Annotated in this window: 15 protein-coding genes; 7 read left to right on the forward strand and 8 right to left on the reverse strand. The window is 61.5% G+C overall.

Annotation, left to right across the window (positions count from 1 at the left end; all coding sequences use genetic code 11):
* Nucleotides 1–50: 50 nt before the first annotated feature.
* The gene (locus LB565_RS09375) at nt 51–257 is read right to left on the reverse strand and encodes a hypothetical protein (protein WP_224583160.1); all 207 of its coding nucleotides are present in this window, start codon (nt 255–257) and stop codon (nt 51–53) included.
* A 361-nt stretch (nt 258–618) separates the two neighbouring features.
* Between LB565_RS09375 and LB565_RS09380 the strand changes: the two genes are divergently transcribed.
* Nucleotides 619–3207 (forward strand): EAL domain-containing protein, encoded by a 2589-nt coding sequence (locus tag LB565_RS09380; protein WP_224583161.1) that lies wholly within the window; start codon nt 619–621, stop codon nt 3205–3207.
* 365 nt (nt 3208–3572) lie between these two features.
* On the opposite strand, the gene LB565_RS09385 is transcribed toward LB565_RS09380, so the two are convergent.
* The 7 genes from LB565_RS09385 to LB565_RS09410 all read right to left on the reverse strand — a co-directional run bounded on the left by LB565_RS09385 (nt 3573) and on the right by LB565_RS09410 (nt 8022).
* Nucleotides 3573–4028, reverse strand: coding sequence for an NAD(P)H-dependent oxidoreductase (locus tag LB565_RS09385; RefSeq protein ID WP_318012142.1), 456 nt, complete (start codon nt 4026–4028; stop codon nt 3573–3575).
* The gene (locus LB565_RS29825; RefSeq protein ID WP_263488426.1) at nt 3998–4279 is read right to left on the reverse strand and encodes an NAD(P)H-dependent oxidoreductase; all 282 of its coding nucleotides are present in this window, start codon (nt 4277–4279) and stop codon (nt 3998–4000) included. The genes LB565_RS09385 and LB565_RS29825 overlap by 31 nt, the downstream gene beginning before the upstream one ends.
* A gap of 25 nt (nt 4280–4304) precedes the next feature.
* The gene (locus LB565_RS09390) at nt 4305–4781 is read right to left on the reverse strand and encodes a DoxX family protein (RefSeq protein ID WP_411970625.1); all 477 of its coding nucleotides are present in this window, start codon (nt 4779–4781) and stop codon (nt 4305–4307) included.
* Nucleotides 4778–5578 carry a DNA-binding domain-containing protein gene (locus LB565_RS09395; RefSeq protein ID WP_224583163.1) on the reverse strand — a complete coding sequence of 267 codons (801 nt, stop codon included), beginning with the start codon at nt 5576–5578 and terminating at the stop codon, nt 4778–4780. Before LB565_RS09395 ends, LB565_RS09390 begins: the two co-directional genes overlap by 4 nt.
* Complete coding sequence (locus LB565_RS09400) at nt 5565–6599, reverse strand: DUF692 domain-containing protein (protein ID WP_224583164.1); 1035 nt, start codon at nt 6597–6599, stop codon at nt 5565–5567. Before LB565_RS09400 ends, LB565_RS09395 begins: the two co-directional genes overlap by 14 nt.
* A 43-nt stretch (nt 6600–6642) precedes the next feature.
* Nucleotides 6643–6912 (reverse strand): DUF2282 domain-containing protein, encoded by a 270-nt coding sequence (locus tag LB565_RS09405; RefSeq protein ID WP_140700495.1) that lies wholly within the window; start codon nt 6910–6912, stop codon nt 6643–6645.
* Nucleotides 6913–7125: 213 nt separating this feature from the next.
* Nucleotides 7126–8022 (reverse strand): patatin-like phospholipase family protein, encoded by an 897-nt coding sequence (locus LB565_RS09410; protein ID WP_224583166.1) that lies wholly within the window; start codon nt 8020–8022, stop codon nt 7126–7128.
* A gap of 196 nt (nt 8023–8218) precedes the next feature.
* Here LB565_RS09410 and LB565_RS09415 point away from each other — a divergent pair, with 196 nt between their 5' ends.
* The 6 genes from LB565_RS09415 to LB565_RS09440 all read left to right on the forward strand — a co-directional run bounded on the left by LB565_RS09415 (nt 8219) and on the right by LB565_RS09440 (nt 12521).
* The gene (locus LB565_RS09415) at nt 8219–8494 is read left to right on the forward strand and encodes a hypothetical protein (protein WP_224583168.1); all 276 of its coding nucleotides are present in this window, start codon (nt 8219–8221) and stop codon (nt 8492–8494) included.
* Between the two features lie 192 nt (nt 8495–8686).
* Complete coding sequence (locus tag LB565_RS09420; protein ID WP_224583170.1) at nt 8687–8962, forward strand: hypothetical protein; 276 nt, start codon at nt 8687–8689, stop codon at nt 8960–8962.
* A gap of 170 nt (nt 8963–9132) precedes the next feature.
* Complete coding sequence (locus LB565_RS09425) at nt 9133–10047, forward strand: LysR family transcriptional regulator (RefSeq protein WP_224583172.1); 915 nt, start codon at nt 9133–9135, stop codon at nt 10045–10047.
* Nucleotides 10048–10239: 192 nt separating this feature from the next.
* On the forward strand, nt 10240–10722 hold the full coding sequence (locus LB565_RS09430) for a cupin domain-containing protein (RefSeq protein WP_224583174.1): 483 nt from the start codon (nt 10240–10242) through the stop codon (nt 10720–10722).
* An 89-nt stretch (nt 10723–10811) separates the two neighbouring features.
* Nucleotides 10812–12014: an MFS transporter gene (locus tag LB565_RS09435; protein ID WP_224583175.1), complete on the forward strand. Its 1203-nt coding sequence runs from the start codon at nt 10812–10814 to the stop codon at nt 12012–12014.
* 42 nt (nt 12015–12056) lie between these two features.
* Nucleotides 12057–12521 (forward strand): DUF302 domain-containing protein, encoded by a 465-nt coding sequence (locus LB565_RS09440; RefSeq protein WP_224583177.1) that lies wholly within the window; start codon nt 12057–12059, stop codon nt 12519–12521.
* Nucleotides 12522–12558: the final 37 nt, after the last annotated feature.

The raw sequence follows: 12558 nt of genomic DNA on the forward strand, positions 1-12558 counted from the left end.
GGCTTCCCCAGCGCAGTCGACAGGACGGTGGCACTGTTGCAGTAGACGTTCTACTTCCCGTATCGCTGCTCCAGCGCTTCGGCAATATGTTCGCAAAGCAACTCCCCGGTGACAATGGTGACGTGGAGACGGATGCGTGCGCCCTGCGGATCGACAATCGTGACCACCGCGCCGCGGTCGGAGTATTCAAACGTGTCCAGAACCTTGTGAATGACGAAGTCAGCTACATTGGGCACCGAGCCGGCGTGATCTTCCACGGCCTTCCTCCATCCCGAAATCAGCGGGTCATCCCTTTGGCAGCAGTCGCGTGCCTAGGCGGTCTCCTCCGACAGCTGCCCGATCATTAAATATGTAGCGGATTGCCTCAGCGTCCAGAAGAGTATTAACCCGCCATCGCGCGTCCCTGTTGAGCGGGGAATATCTCTTTGTTCACAAGCGCACAGCATAAGTGTTCCGGTTGTCATATCGTTGAGGGCAGACAACGAGAAGCACAGATCACATTAAACGCCATCTTAAGTCAGCCTTAATACATTTCAGCGCGAGATTGGCGAGGCGCTTCCAATCAGTCCCGCTATTGGCGCCTGCGGGCGGGACTGATCTTATCAGGCCAGCGTTCATATGAAACGGTTCAAGGACATAAGTGTCGGCAGCAAGCTCACGCTGGGCTTTGGGTTGGCACTGCTTTGCACCGTTACGGTCGGGGTATTTGGGGTCGAACAGCTGCGGTCGCTCAATAAGGTCACGAGCGAGATCACCGGAATTTGGTTGCCCCAGGTCCAGATCGTCGACGAGATGAAGCGCAACCTTGCGGAGCACCGGCTCTACGCGACGCTGCGCATGCGTACCGAAAACTCTCAGCAAATGGCTGACATCGACAAGGAGATGGCGAGAGAGAGCGAAGAAATGCTCCAAGATCGGCGCGCCTACCGCAGGAGTGCCGGATCACCTGCCGAGCAGGAGCTGTTCGATCAATTCGTCAACCTGTGGACGGCGTATCAAGACTCCCTGTCGTCGATCATTCCGCTTCTCGACACCGCGGAGCGAACGAAGGCAGCTAACGAGTTCGAGGCGGTTTCGCTCCCCACGGTTGCGGCGGCGGCTCAGCGGCTGGACGGTCTCTTGGCACTCACCAATCAGCGCAGCACGGCTGCCGCAGCCATGGCGGACCGCACCTACACCATCGCGCAGCGGCTGGTTTGGGCCGCGATCGCCTTTGCTGTTGTGTGCCTTGGCGTGCTTGTCGCCTGGATTCGCCACAATGTCAGCAAGCCGATCCTGGCCGTGAGCGAAGCGATGCACCGGTTGACGCGAGGGGAACACCGCTCGACGCTGGTTGCTCTGAGAAAGGATCGGCGCGACGAGGTCGGAATATTGTTCTCGGCCTTTGCCGGCTATCGTGCCAGCCTGGAGCGCAGCATCGCCCTGGCTCGTGATGCCGAGTTGGAGCGGCAGAATCTGGCTGCCGCTGCCGCGAACATGCCTGTGGGTCTGTGTATGTTCGATGCCGGCCGACGGCTGGTTTTCTGCAATCAGGCCTATGCCGACTTCTATCGCCTGCCGGAGGCCCTGACTCACCCTGGTTCCCGGTGGGCGGATTTGATGCGTTTCCGGATTGCGGCGGGACTCTATGTAGGCCAGGACCCGGACAGATATCTGGAAGAGCTCTCGGCGACCATCGACCGCGCCGAGCGCGTCGTGAGCCTGGTGGAGCTCAGGGACGGGCGCACCATCGACCTAATTCATCAGCCGCTGCCGGGCGGCGGATGGCTTGCCACGCATCACGACGTGACCGACTTGCGGCGCAGCGAGGCTCGCATATCGCACATGGCTCGCCATGATGGGCTTACCGATCTTCCAAACCGGATATTGTTTCGCGAACGCGCCGAGGACGCCTTGGCCGAGATGGCGCGCAGAGATGGCAAGGTCGCTTTCCTTTGCCTCGATCTCGATCATTTCAAGACTGTCAACGACACGCTAGGGCATCCAGTCGGCGACGCCTTGCTCAAGGAGGTCGCCGCAAGGCTGAAGCAGATCGTGCGCGAGGACGATACTGTTGCCAGACTAGGTGGCGACGAGTTCGTGATCATTCAAAATGGGGTCGATCAGCCGGTCGAGGCCACCACCCTTGCGCAACGCGTCATTGACGCGCTGAGCGCGCCTTATATAGCCGACGGCCATGGCGTCACGGTCAGCGCCAGCGTCGGCATCTCGATTGCGCCTGACGACGGCACAAACGCCGACCAGCTGCTCAAGAACGGCGACATGGCGCTCTATCGGGCAAAGGCGGAGGGCCGCAGAACATACAGATTCTTCGAGCCGGACATGGATGCCCGCATGCAGGCGCGGCGGTTTCTCGAGCTCGATCTGCGCGACGCGTTGGGACGGCAGCAGTTCGAGATCTACTACCAGCCGCTCCTCAATCTCGAAAGCGGCGAGGTCAGCTGTTTCGAGGCGCTGTTGCGCTGGCATCACCCGACGCGGGGCATCGTTTCGCCGTCCGAGTTCATCCCCTTGGCTGAGGAGATCGGCTTGATTGTTCCGATTGGGGAATGGGTGATCAAGCAAGCCTGTCTCGACGCGGCAGGCTGGCCCGAAGGCATCAGGGTTGCCGTCAACCTGTCACCGACGCAGTTTCGCAATGCCCGCTTGCTCTCGACGATTGTCGCAGCGTTGGATGCCTCGGGATTGCCCGCGAGCCGTCTCGAGCTTGAAATCACCGAGACCGTGCTACTGGCCAACACCCAGGCCACTCTCGCGATGCTGCAACAGATCCACTTGCTGGGTGTGCAGATCGCGATGGACGACTTCGGGACCGGATATTCGAGTTTGAGCTATCTGCGATCGTTTCCGTTCGACAAAATCAAGATCGACCAGTCCTTCGTGAAAGACGCCGAGGATATCGACAGCTCCGTCGCCATCATCCGGGCCGTTACGAGCCTCGGCAACAGCCTTGGGATGCAGACCACCGCCGAAGGGATAGAGACGGCCGAGCAACTTGAACGGGTGCGAAGAGAAGGCTGCACGGAAGCGCAAGGTTTCCTGTTCAGTCGGCCACTACCGGCTCGGGAGATCCCCGCGATGCTGGAGCGCACGCGTGCCGTCGTGGCCGGCGACATCAGCGAGCCTGCGCCCGAAACGACAGACGAACGGAAGAAGGAACGGGTCTCCGCTGGCGGGCTTCGCAGGAGTGCGTCTGCCCGGGCTTGACTGAAAATGTCCCGCCGCCGAGAACAAACCTGCTCGCGGTACTTGCTAGCCAGCTCACTGCTCACATCGGCGGGTCCTAATGAACGCGCCGGCGAACATCGACGCCATGAAGTCAACGGCCACGCAGGAAATTCGGTGATGCCCGGTCGGAAATTCGACTTAGGTGCTTCTGGTATTGCCCGGATTCTCGCATTTGGCGTTGCACCTATGCCGGCGTGCTGCAGAGCTTCAACGAGCTGGCAGCGCATCGGCAACAGGGCCTGGGGCGAGGGCGCGACGCCACAAGGCGCGGATGTGTCCGGCCAGGGACCGGTCGACGGCAACGCCATCTGGGCGGGCTGTCCAGCTGATTGGTCAGGCGTCATTCACGCCGATTTCAAAACATGGCTATCGTCGAAATCCGTGAGCTTCGGATACGCAATTGTAGGGGCATGTGCGAGGCTGAGGACGCGGTCGCGATAACGATCCAGCCATATCTGGCGCTCGGCATCGCTGATGCGCGCTGGTGCGTGCACAAGGAAAGGCTCGATCACCGCGAAGCCGACAAAATAGAGTATCCCGTGGTTGATCGGAAACAGGATCGAACCGATTGGGCCGTTCAGTCCCCGATCCGAATAGATCGGCGGCGGCCCGCCGATGGTGACGGAGCACATCGCGCGTTTTCCGGCAAAGACGCCGCGATCATACCATTTGCCGCCGCCATAGACGCGGCCACCTGACGCGAACACGCGGTCAACCCAGCCCTTGAGGATCGCCGGCAGCCCGAACCACCAGAGCGGGAACTGCAGGATCAAGGCATCGCACCAGAAGAGCTTTTCCATCTCCGCTGGATGTCCGGGGCAAACCCATCACGGGCGGCAGCATTCGCCTCCTCGGCCTGCTGGCGATAGTAGTTCGGGTCGCGTACGGTCGTGAAGTTGCGGCGATCCGACACCGGGTCGAAGCCCATTTTATAAAGGTTCGAAACGACGACTTCATGCCCGGTCGCAGACAGCGCTTGCTCAGCCGCGCGGGTCAGGGCGCCGTTGAAGCTGTTGGGCTCAGGGTGAGCATGAACGATGAAGATGCGCATCGTGCTTTGCCATATGTCGGGATGTTCACCTGGCGGATGCCGAAAGGTTTCGCTCAGCGACATAGTCGAGCGAGAAAATGCCGGCGCCGCGCGTCAGCACGAGGAGCAGCAACGAGGCCCACAACAGGTGTTCGGCCCAGTTCTCTGGATAGACGAAGATCTGGATGACGGAGACGACGCCGAGCAGCATCAGGGCCGCAAGGCGCGAGAATAGTCCCAAGAAGATCAAAACCGAGCCGGTGATTTCGGCCGCTGTCGCCAACGGCGCCGCGATCGATGGATCGATGAGCGGCAGGTTGTATTCATTGGCAAACAACTGCAGCGTCACTCGCCAGGACGCGAGCTTGCTCTGGGCCGATTGCCAGAAGACATGCGCCACCGCCACGCGCGCGGCGAGTTGAACCAGCGAAAATGGAACGTGTTCGGGCAGCTTGATGACGCGTCTGTAGAGGCCGACAAGGCCGGCGGGCATGGACGAGGAATGATCTGATACTGCGGTCATGACTGTCTCCATATGTTTGAGAGGGAATTCGCGGCGACGCGCACGTTGGTGACGAGACCGTCGCCGAACAGACGCATAAGGGCCGAGACCAAATCGAAGGCAGGGTCGAGGGCCAACGCTCGGCCGGTGGCACGCTCAAAGCCGAGACCGTGCTTCAGCGAATGCCAGAAGGCGAGGCTCGCGCGGTCGAGCAGAGCAAGTCGCACGTTATCCCCTGACCGCCACAACGCCACGCGTTCGGGGCGCCTTGTCCAGGCGCTGTTCCGGTCGACGGGTCCGTCGTGCTGATGCGCAGTCCATATCGAAAGGATCGACCAGTGCGAAATGATCAATCGCAGCGAAGGCTGCAACAAGATATCTGGCGACGGACCGAGCTCGGTACTGTCGTATTCGGCGAGGCTGCGGGGCTGCGACGAAGGTGCATCGAGCGCCTCGGCGATGGCCCATTCGAGCCGTGCCGTTTCGGCAACGATCGGCATATCGGACAGCGTGTCGGTCGATTTGAGGAAGCGCGGGAAGCCGGCGCCATAGCGCGCCAGCCGCGATTCCGTTGGCGGATGGCGTCGAATGAACTCGCTCGCTGCGTAGCGGAAGAAACGTTCGTCGACCAGGCGAACCGTGACCGGAAAGACCGCCATAAGCACCGCTGTCAGCGAGCCGCGGGTGTTGTTCTGGTAGATGCGCAGGCGGGCCAGCGGATCGGCCTTGCCCGCGGTCAGCAATCTCGCGGCGATCGTTGGATCCATGGCCAGCACCGAGCGCGCCATCGCGGTCTGCAGGTGCTCAAGCGGCAGCATGGTATGTCTCCTCGAGCGGAGGCAGCGCCAGCGAGATGGATGGTCTCGCGGCCCTGGCAGCCGCGAATGCCGCAAGGACGGGCATGCTGGTCGTCGTTTCGCCTTCGATCGAGAGGCGGATCGGCGTCGCTCGGGCTTCTGTCGTTTGCTCGCGTCGCGCGGCTTGCTTGCGGTTGAACATGATCGATGCGGTCAGCATGTCGGCCCACATCGCTTCGCCAAGCAGCACATCGAGAACGGGAACGTCGGTGTCCCACTCGATCAATGTCGGGCGCGGCCCGAGCCGGTCTATGGCATGCTGGTAGAGCGCCCAGACCACTGGCGGCACGCGCGAGCCATGGTCGTCGATCAGCACGGTATCGGTTCCGACCTGGTTGGTCGCGTGGCTGGCAAGGTGGATTTCGCCTACAGCCTCCGCGGGCAACGCGTCGATGAAAGCCTTGGCGTCATATTGCAGGTTGTGCGCGGAGACCTGGACATTGTTGACGTCGAGCAACAGGCCGCAGCCGGTCCGCGCCACGAGCGCCGCCAGGAACTCGGCCTCGTTCATCGAGGAGTCCGCGAAAGCCAGATAGGCCGACAGGTTCTCGATCAGCACACGTCGCTTCAGCGCGTTCTGAACCGTCTCGACGTTGCGGGAAACGATCGCCAGCGCCTCTTCGTCATAGCGCAACGGCAGGAGATCGTTGAGATAGGCCCCGTCGGCGATGCTCCAGGCGAGGTGCTCGGAGACCAGATCAGGCTCAAAGCGCTCGCAGACCTTGCGCAGCCTTTCCAGATGGTCGCGATCTAGGCCTTGCGCGCTGCCCAGCGATAAACCGACGCCATGCACTGACAGCGGGTAGGTCTGGCGCAGTCTTTCCAGCGCCTGGACGCCCGCGCCGTCGCCCATGTAGTTCTCTGCGTGGACCTCGAGCCAGCCTGCGGACGGGCGCCGCGTCAGCATCTCCGCGATGTGGGGCGAGCGAAGACCGATGCCCCCCGATGCGGGGATTGCAAGTGGCGAAAACATATTGGACATCGGTCTCCTCCTTCTGATCTGATCGCTCGAGGTGGAAAGTCGGCTAGGCCTTGGGCTTGTCGCTGCCCCCGGAAATCTTCGCGCAGCTGCCGGCCGGCACGTAGAGCCAGGAGTCGGGCTGGTTGTCGGCGGTCGACGTGCCGGCGCATGAATGGGTCGCGGTCTGGCAGTCATTCTGGCCGGCCTTGACGACGCCGTAGCACTTCTCGAAGGCGAAGCCGGGCTTGGCGGCGGGGCCGCTGTATGCTGCCGTGGCGGCGAGCGAGGTGGCGGCCGCGAGGGCCGAGCCGATAAGGGTCTTGGTGTTGATCACAGGCTTGTCTCCTGGTTGGCGTTTCGACGGAAAGACCGGCCCTGCGGCCCGTCTGCAGATCAGTTTCCACGATCGCCATGCCGAGCTGAAATGCTGTCTCGGCATGGAATTGATACGCGGCCACTATGTTCTGGAGGGCGGCGCGAAAAGGCCCTCCGGCCGGGAACCGGAGGGCCTGGCACCTGCATTCGGGAGTATGCGAAGCAGGCGCGGCTAGGCGGGAGGGAAGCGCCTAGATGTATTGGGTTCTGCAGTCGAAGGCCCGGTGCTCGTCGTGCTGCAAAGATCAGCGGCAAGCCAGTCTTCGGCACATTGCCGTCCCCTGTCGCGAATGTCAGTCAGCTCGCCCCAGTCGATCCAGGGCCTCAGAAGCAGCGGAGCTCCAGCTCGACAGCGGCTGTCGAAGATGCTGTGAACCGGGGCGCATCCGGTCACGCATTGGTTGGCGCCGAGGCTGCGATCCGGACACCGCGCCACGAATATCGAGGGCTTGCCGGTGACCATCACACGATGGCAGGCTCTGATCGGTTCCGCGGGCGGCAGTTGCGAGACGTCGCCGTCGCCCCAATAGAGATCGCCGTCGATCTCAATGGCCGGCGAAAGGAACGGAACAGCGGCTGCCGCCACGATCGCGTTTATCGACAACTGTTCGCCCGAGAATATCTTCACCGCATCTGTGCGGGCGTTTACGGCCGCGACGCGCAGCTTCACCGGGCAGTCGTCGTCACGGATAGTCTTGAGCTCGATCGACTGTTCCAGCATCGATCGAAGCAGGCTCGTTCTGTCGATGGCGAACATCGAAGCATGGCTGACGCGCCGCCAGAAGTTGGCGAGTGCCGTCCGCGCGCCGCGCCTTCCGCCGACGCTCAGCCCATATGCAAAGACCGCCGCCTGCATCGCTGCAAAGCCCGACGCGGTAACGCCGCTCACGCTGCAGTTCGGCTCGTCCAGCAGTCGATCGAGCACCCCCCACACGAAAGCCGCATGCGCGTCGTTTGCCAGCACGATGTCGATCGTCCGGCCCTCGACACCAAGATCCGTCCCTGACGTGATAAGATCCGTCCCTGACGTGGTCGATTGGACTGTGCTCACTGCGGACTGGGCAAGCATGGTCTGGTCTCCGTCCCAAGGTCGCCAGCAAGGGCGATTGGAGAGAGACTGCCGCATCTTCTTGTTCAGCCGAAATGCCAAGGAGGCATGAAGTCCATAGGCAGATTGCATTGGCTGCCGGCCCTCGCGCGCGGCAATCGTCATCCCGATCAGACTGGCGCCGTTGCCGGAGCCGCGCCTGGAAGGGAGATGAATGATGAGAAAACAACTTGCCTGTGTGGCTGTGCTTGCCGTTTGTCTTGGCGCGGGCCTGGCGTCCGCCGACCCGTTCAGCGACCTCGCTGCATTGCCGACCTTCTATGCAGACGCCACGATGAAGACGATGAAACCGATGGCCGGGTTCAGGACGGCCTGGTTTGCTCTGTCAAAGCATGACCGGGTCAAGATGACGAAGGCGTGCAACGACCCGGCGATGCGCAAGCCCCACGCACAATTCTGCGCCAACGTGCTTGCTTTGGGTGAAGCCAACTAACGGGTGCGCCGGAAAGCATCTGCGGGATGCAGAACCGGCATAGTCTTCATACGCAGATGGCATTGGCGAGTTGGCAAGTGATTGCGGCAAAGTCCATCCCAGCAAGGAGGAAGCCAATAATTCTGAATTGCTGTCAAATGCAATCAAACGGTTGTCGATAGGACGACTACCTAACCAGAGAAGGACTTGAAAATGAACCTCAAAGCTATCTGCCTCGGCGCCTTTGCCCTTTGCGTTCTCGGTGGCGTGGCCTTCGCCGGGGCCCTCGACGAGCCTTCCAACATGCAGCCCTTCTTCACCGATTCCGGCATGAAGACGATGAAGTCGAGTGCGGACTTCGAAACGGCATGGAAGACCATGCCGAAGGCCACCCAGGATGCGATGATGAAGGAATGCAACGACGCCGCCATGAGCAAGCCGCACGCGCAGTTCTGCGCCCAGCTCTTTGCTCTGGGCCATCACAGCTGACATCCCCCGGCGTCAGCGACAACCGGACAGTTGGATGGCGGGCCTTGGCCCGCCATCGTCGCATGACGAAACGCTATCGACTTTATAGCCACCGCGCATTGGCGTGATCCGGTTCATTGCGGCAATCTTCGAGCCGGCAAATGCATTTGTGGAGCTGAGGGACGATACGCATGGATATCCATCACATCCGCTACTTCCTGGCCGTCTGCGAGACCCGGAATTTCACGCGCGCGGGCGAGAAGTGCAACGTCACCCAGCCGGCGCTCTCGCGCGCCATCCAGCAGCTCGAGGATGAGGTCGGCGGTCTGTTGTTCCGCCGCGAGCGGAATCTGACGCACCTCACCGACCTGGGCGCTTTGCTGCGCCCCAGATTTCAGCAGATTCTCGATGAGGTGACCGGCGTTCGCCAGGAGGCGTCGAGGTTTCTTTGCCTGGAGAATGCAAATCTCAAGGTTGGCGTGATGTGCACAATCGGTCCGCGGCGATTTACCGGCTTGCTGACGGATTTCAACCGGCGCCAGCAGGGCATTCAGCTACAGCTCGTCGAGGGGGTGCCAGCATCCCTGTCGCAGCTGCTGGAAGCGGGTGAGATCGATGTCGCCATCATGGCGTCGAGCGACAGTTTTCCGGAAAGGTTCGATGTTACGCCCCTCTATCGCGAGCGGTTCGTGCTTGCGTTTCCCAATGGGCACCGGCTGGCCCGAAATGACAATGTCGCCATCTCGGAGCTCGACGGCGAGAACTATCTCAGGCGCCTGAACTGCGAGTATCGCGACTATCTTGCGGGCCTTTGCAATGAACGTGGCGTGAAGCTCAGGATCTCCTACGCCAGCGAACGCGAAGACTGGATTCAAAACATGGTCTCCGGCGGGCTGGGCATCTGCTTCATCCCGGAATTCAGCGCCGTCATCCCGGGATTGCAGATCAGGCCCGTCATAGATCCGGAGGTTTGGCGAGAGGTATGGCTTGTCGTTGTGGCCGGGCGCCGGTTCTCGCCGGCCACATCAACCTTCGTCAACAGCGTCAAGGCGCATAGCTGGCCGGAAAGCGGCATCGATCTATCGGTTAGGAAAACGGCTGCATAGCAAGTCGAAGAAAAGAACCGACGCCATGATCTATGTCGTGGCGCGGATTGCTGTGCCGGTATGATGATCCACGATAGTTTTCAGGTATCGATTTAAGAGCCAGTCAGCATTTCTCTTTCGAGGGGGCTCCGGTCACTCTCCTTGTTATGCCCCGCTTCCCGCGATTGGGCACCGACAAAGGAGAAATACGAGATGGCTACCAAGAAACTCCACCTTTCGTTCGCGCTGGGCATGCTGTCCGCGACCGCTGCACTTTCCGCGGCCCCGGCTTTCGCTGGCGACTGCCCTGCCGGCCAGGCCGCCACCACCGATATCCAGGAACATCCCAGCAAGCCGGTCGGCGTGACCGACACGGTGCTTTCCGCAATCGATCTGAGCAGCAAGGGCGAGGCCTGGAAAGGCAACATGCTGCGCCTTCGCAAGCTCGTCGTTCAGCCCGGCGGCGTCGTGCCGTGGCATGAGCACAATGTCCGCCCTGCCAACATTATCGTCGTCGAAGGCTCGATCACTGAATACGCCAGCACCTGCAAGGTCGGCATCGAGCATCCGGCCGGCGACGTGACCGCCGAGTTCGGTCAACTTGCCCACTGGTGGAAGAACAACGGCAAGGTTCCGGCCGTCCTCTATTCGGCGGACGTCCTGCCGCCGGCGATGCACGACGATCACATGATGTAAGCCGCTCGTCGCGGTGAAGATATCCCGGCATCAGAAACCAAAAACGCGTCCTCGGGCGATTGCCTGAGGACGTGGCAACGGAGCCCGTCATGACGACCAGTGAACATTCCGAACCGACGCGGCTTCGCATGGCGGCCGCGGATAGCTGGCGCTTCGGCCTGATCGCGCTGATCGCATTCCTGACGCTCGTCGATCTGTTCGCCACCCAAGCCATCCTGCCTTCGCTGGTGGTGAAATTCGGCGTCAGCCGCGCCACCATGGGCTTCGCCGTCAACGCCAGCACCTTCGGCATGGCAGTGGCCGGTATTGCCGTCGCTCTCTTTGGGCGCGGCATCGATCGGCGCAACGGCATCTGGATCAGCCTGGCCATCCTGGCGATCCCGACGACGCTGCTGTCGCAGACAGACAATATTGTGGTCTTCGCACTGCTGCACGTGGTGCAAGGCCTTTGCATGTCGACTGCGTTCACGCTCACCATGGCCTATCTGGCCGAGCATTTTTCGGCGCGGCAGACGACGAGCGCGCTTGCGGCCTATGTGACGGGAAATGTTGCCAGCAACTTTTTCGGCCGGTTGATGTCGGCGGCTGTCGCCGACACGTTCGGCATCTCCACCAACTTTCTGACCTTCGCCGCGCTTAATCTGCTCGGCGCCGCCCTTGTCTGGTTCACGTTGCAAAAGACCTCGGCAATGATGCGCGCCGACCTGGACGGCCAGCCTTCCCGCGCCGCCTGGAAAGCCCCGTTGCGGAATGTAGAGCTGCGGGCCTGTTTTGCGATCGGTTTTCTGATCCTGTTCGTCTTTATCGGCACGTTCACCTATGTGAATTTTCAGCTCGTCGCGGTGCCCCTGTCGTTGACGCCGATGGCCTTGGGCGCGGTCTATTTCGTCTTTTTGCCATCAATGCTGACCACTCCGCTCGCCGGGCGCGTGGCCTCAGGCCTTGGCCCGAGAATGGGGGTGGGCGCAACGCTTGGGCTGGCGATCATCGGTTTGCTTCTGCTGCTCTCACCCAGCCTTCCGGTCGTCCTCGCCGGGATGGCTCTGGTTGCTGTCGGCACCTTCTTGGCTCAGGCGATCGCCACGGGACATGTCAGCCGCACCGCGTCGCGCGATCGCGCCGCTGCGAGCGGCATTTATCTCGCGTCCTACTATGCGGGCGGGCTCGCCGGCAGCTTCCTCATCGGACAGATCTACGACCGTGTCGGCTGGACCGCATGCGTGATCGTGCTGGCCGCGGTTCTCGCCAGCGCGATCGCGATCGCGCGCGCGCTGCAAACGCCGAAGGCGTGAGACCTGAAATCGAAACTTAGCTATCCAACGAAGGAGACCGACATGACCAACCATCTCAAAGCTCTGTTTGCAGGCGCCGCCATGCTGATGGCCATTGCCCTCCCGGCTGCGGCTTCGGACGGCGTCGTCACCGTCAAGAGCGACTATTCCGTCGCTGAAACGGTCGCCCGCATCAAGAAGGACGTGCTCAAGAAAGGCATCAAGTTCTTCGGCGTCATCGACCAGGCACAGCTTGGCAAGAATGCGGGCAACGACGTCAGGCCGTCGCGGCTCGTCATGTTCGGCAATCCGGCGCTCGGCACGACTTTCATCACGTCCAATCCCGAAGCCGGGCTCGACTGGCCCGTGCGAGTGCTGGTCTACCAGACCGCCGACGGCTCGGTTTACGCCGCCTACAGCGATTTCGACTGGATCGCCAAGCGGCATGGAATCACGGATCGTCCCGCGCAGTTCAAGATGGCAACCGAAGTCATCCAGTCTGTGACCTCAACCGTCAAGAAGAACTGACGGACGGGAGGTGGCCGGATATCCAATGGGCATGCAA

Source organism: Mesorhizobium sp. CA14 (assembly GCF_020165195.1).
GTDB lineage: Bacteria > Pseudomonadota > Alphaproteobacteria > Rhizobiales > Rhizobiaceae > Mesorhizobium.

What these genes read in the sequence shown, in the direction of transcription:
- LB565_RS09430 (WP_224583174.1), top strand. Translation starts at nt 10,240, where the DNA reads ATGGCTACCAAGAAACTCCACCTTTCGTTCGCGCTGGGCATGCTGTCC.
- LB565_RS09395 (WP_224583163.1), bottom strand. Translation starts at nt 5,578, where the DNA reads ATGCTGCCGCTTGAGCACCTGCAGACCGCGATGGCGCGCTCGGTGCTG.
- LB565_RS09440 (WP_224583177.1), top strand. Translation starts at nt 12,057, where the DNA reads ATGACCAACCATCTCAAAGCTCTGTTTGCAGGCGCCGCCATGCTGATG.
- LB565_RS09415 (WP_224583168.1), top strand. Translation starts at nt 8,219, where the DNA reads ATGAGAAAACAACTTGCCTGTGTGGCTGTGCTTGCCGTTTGTCTTGGC.
- LB565_RS09385 (WP_318012142.1), bottom strand. Translation starts at nt 4,028, where the DNA reads ATGGAAAAGCTCTTCTGGTGCGATGCCTTGATCCTGCAGTTCCCGCTC.
- LB565_RS09425 (WP_224583172.1), top strand. Translation starts at nt 9,133, where the DNA reads ATGGATATCCATCACATCCGCTACTTCCTGGCCGTCTGCGAGACCCGG.
- LB565_RS09410 (WP_224583166.1), bottom strand. Translation starts at nt 8,022, where the DNA reads ATGCTTGCCCAGTCCGCAGTGAGCACAGTCCAATCGACCACGTCAGGG.
- LB565_RS09400 (WP_224583164.1), bottom strand. Translation starts at nt 6,599, where the DNA reads ATGTCCAATATGTTTTCGCCACTTGCAATCCCCGCATCGGGGGGCATC.
- LB565_RS09390 (WP_411970625.1), bottom strand. Translation starts at nt 4,781, where the DNA reads ATGACCGCAGTATCAGATCATTCCTCGTCCATGCCCGCCGGCCTTGTC.
- LB565_RS29825 (WP_263488426.1), bottom strand. Translation starts at nt 4,279, where the DNA reads ATGCGCATCTTCATCGTTCATGCTCACCCTGAGCCCAACAGCTTCAAC.
- LB565_RS09435 (WP_224583175.1), top strand. Translation starts at nt 10,812, where the DNA reads ATGACGACCAGTGAACATTCCGAACCGACGCGGCTTCGCATGGCGGCC.
- LB565_RS09420 (WP_224583170.1), top strand. Translation starts at nt 8,687, where the DNA reads ATGAACCTCAAAGCTATCTGCCTCGGCGCCTTTGCCCTTTGCGTTCTC.
- LB565_RS09380 (WP_224583161.1), top strand. Translation starts at nt 619, where the DNA reads ATGAAACGGTTCAAGGACATAAGTGTCGGCAGCAAGCTCACGCTGGGC.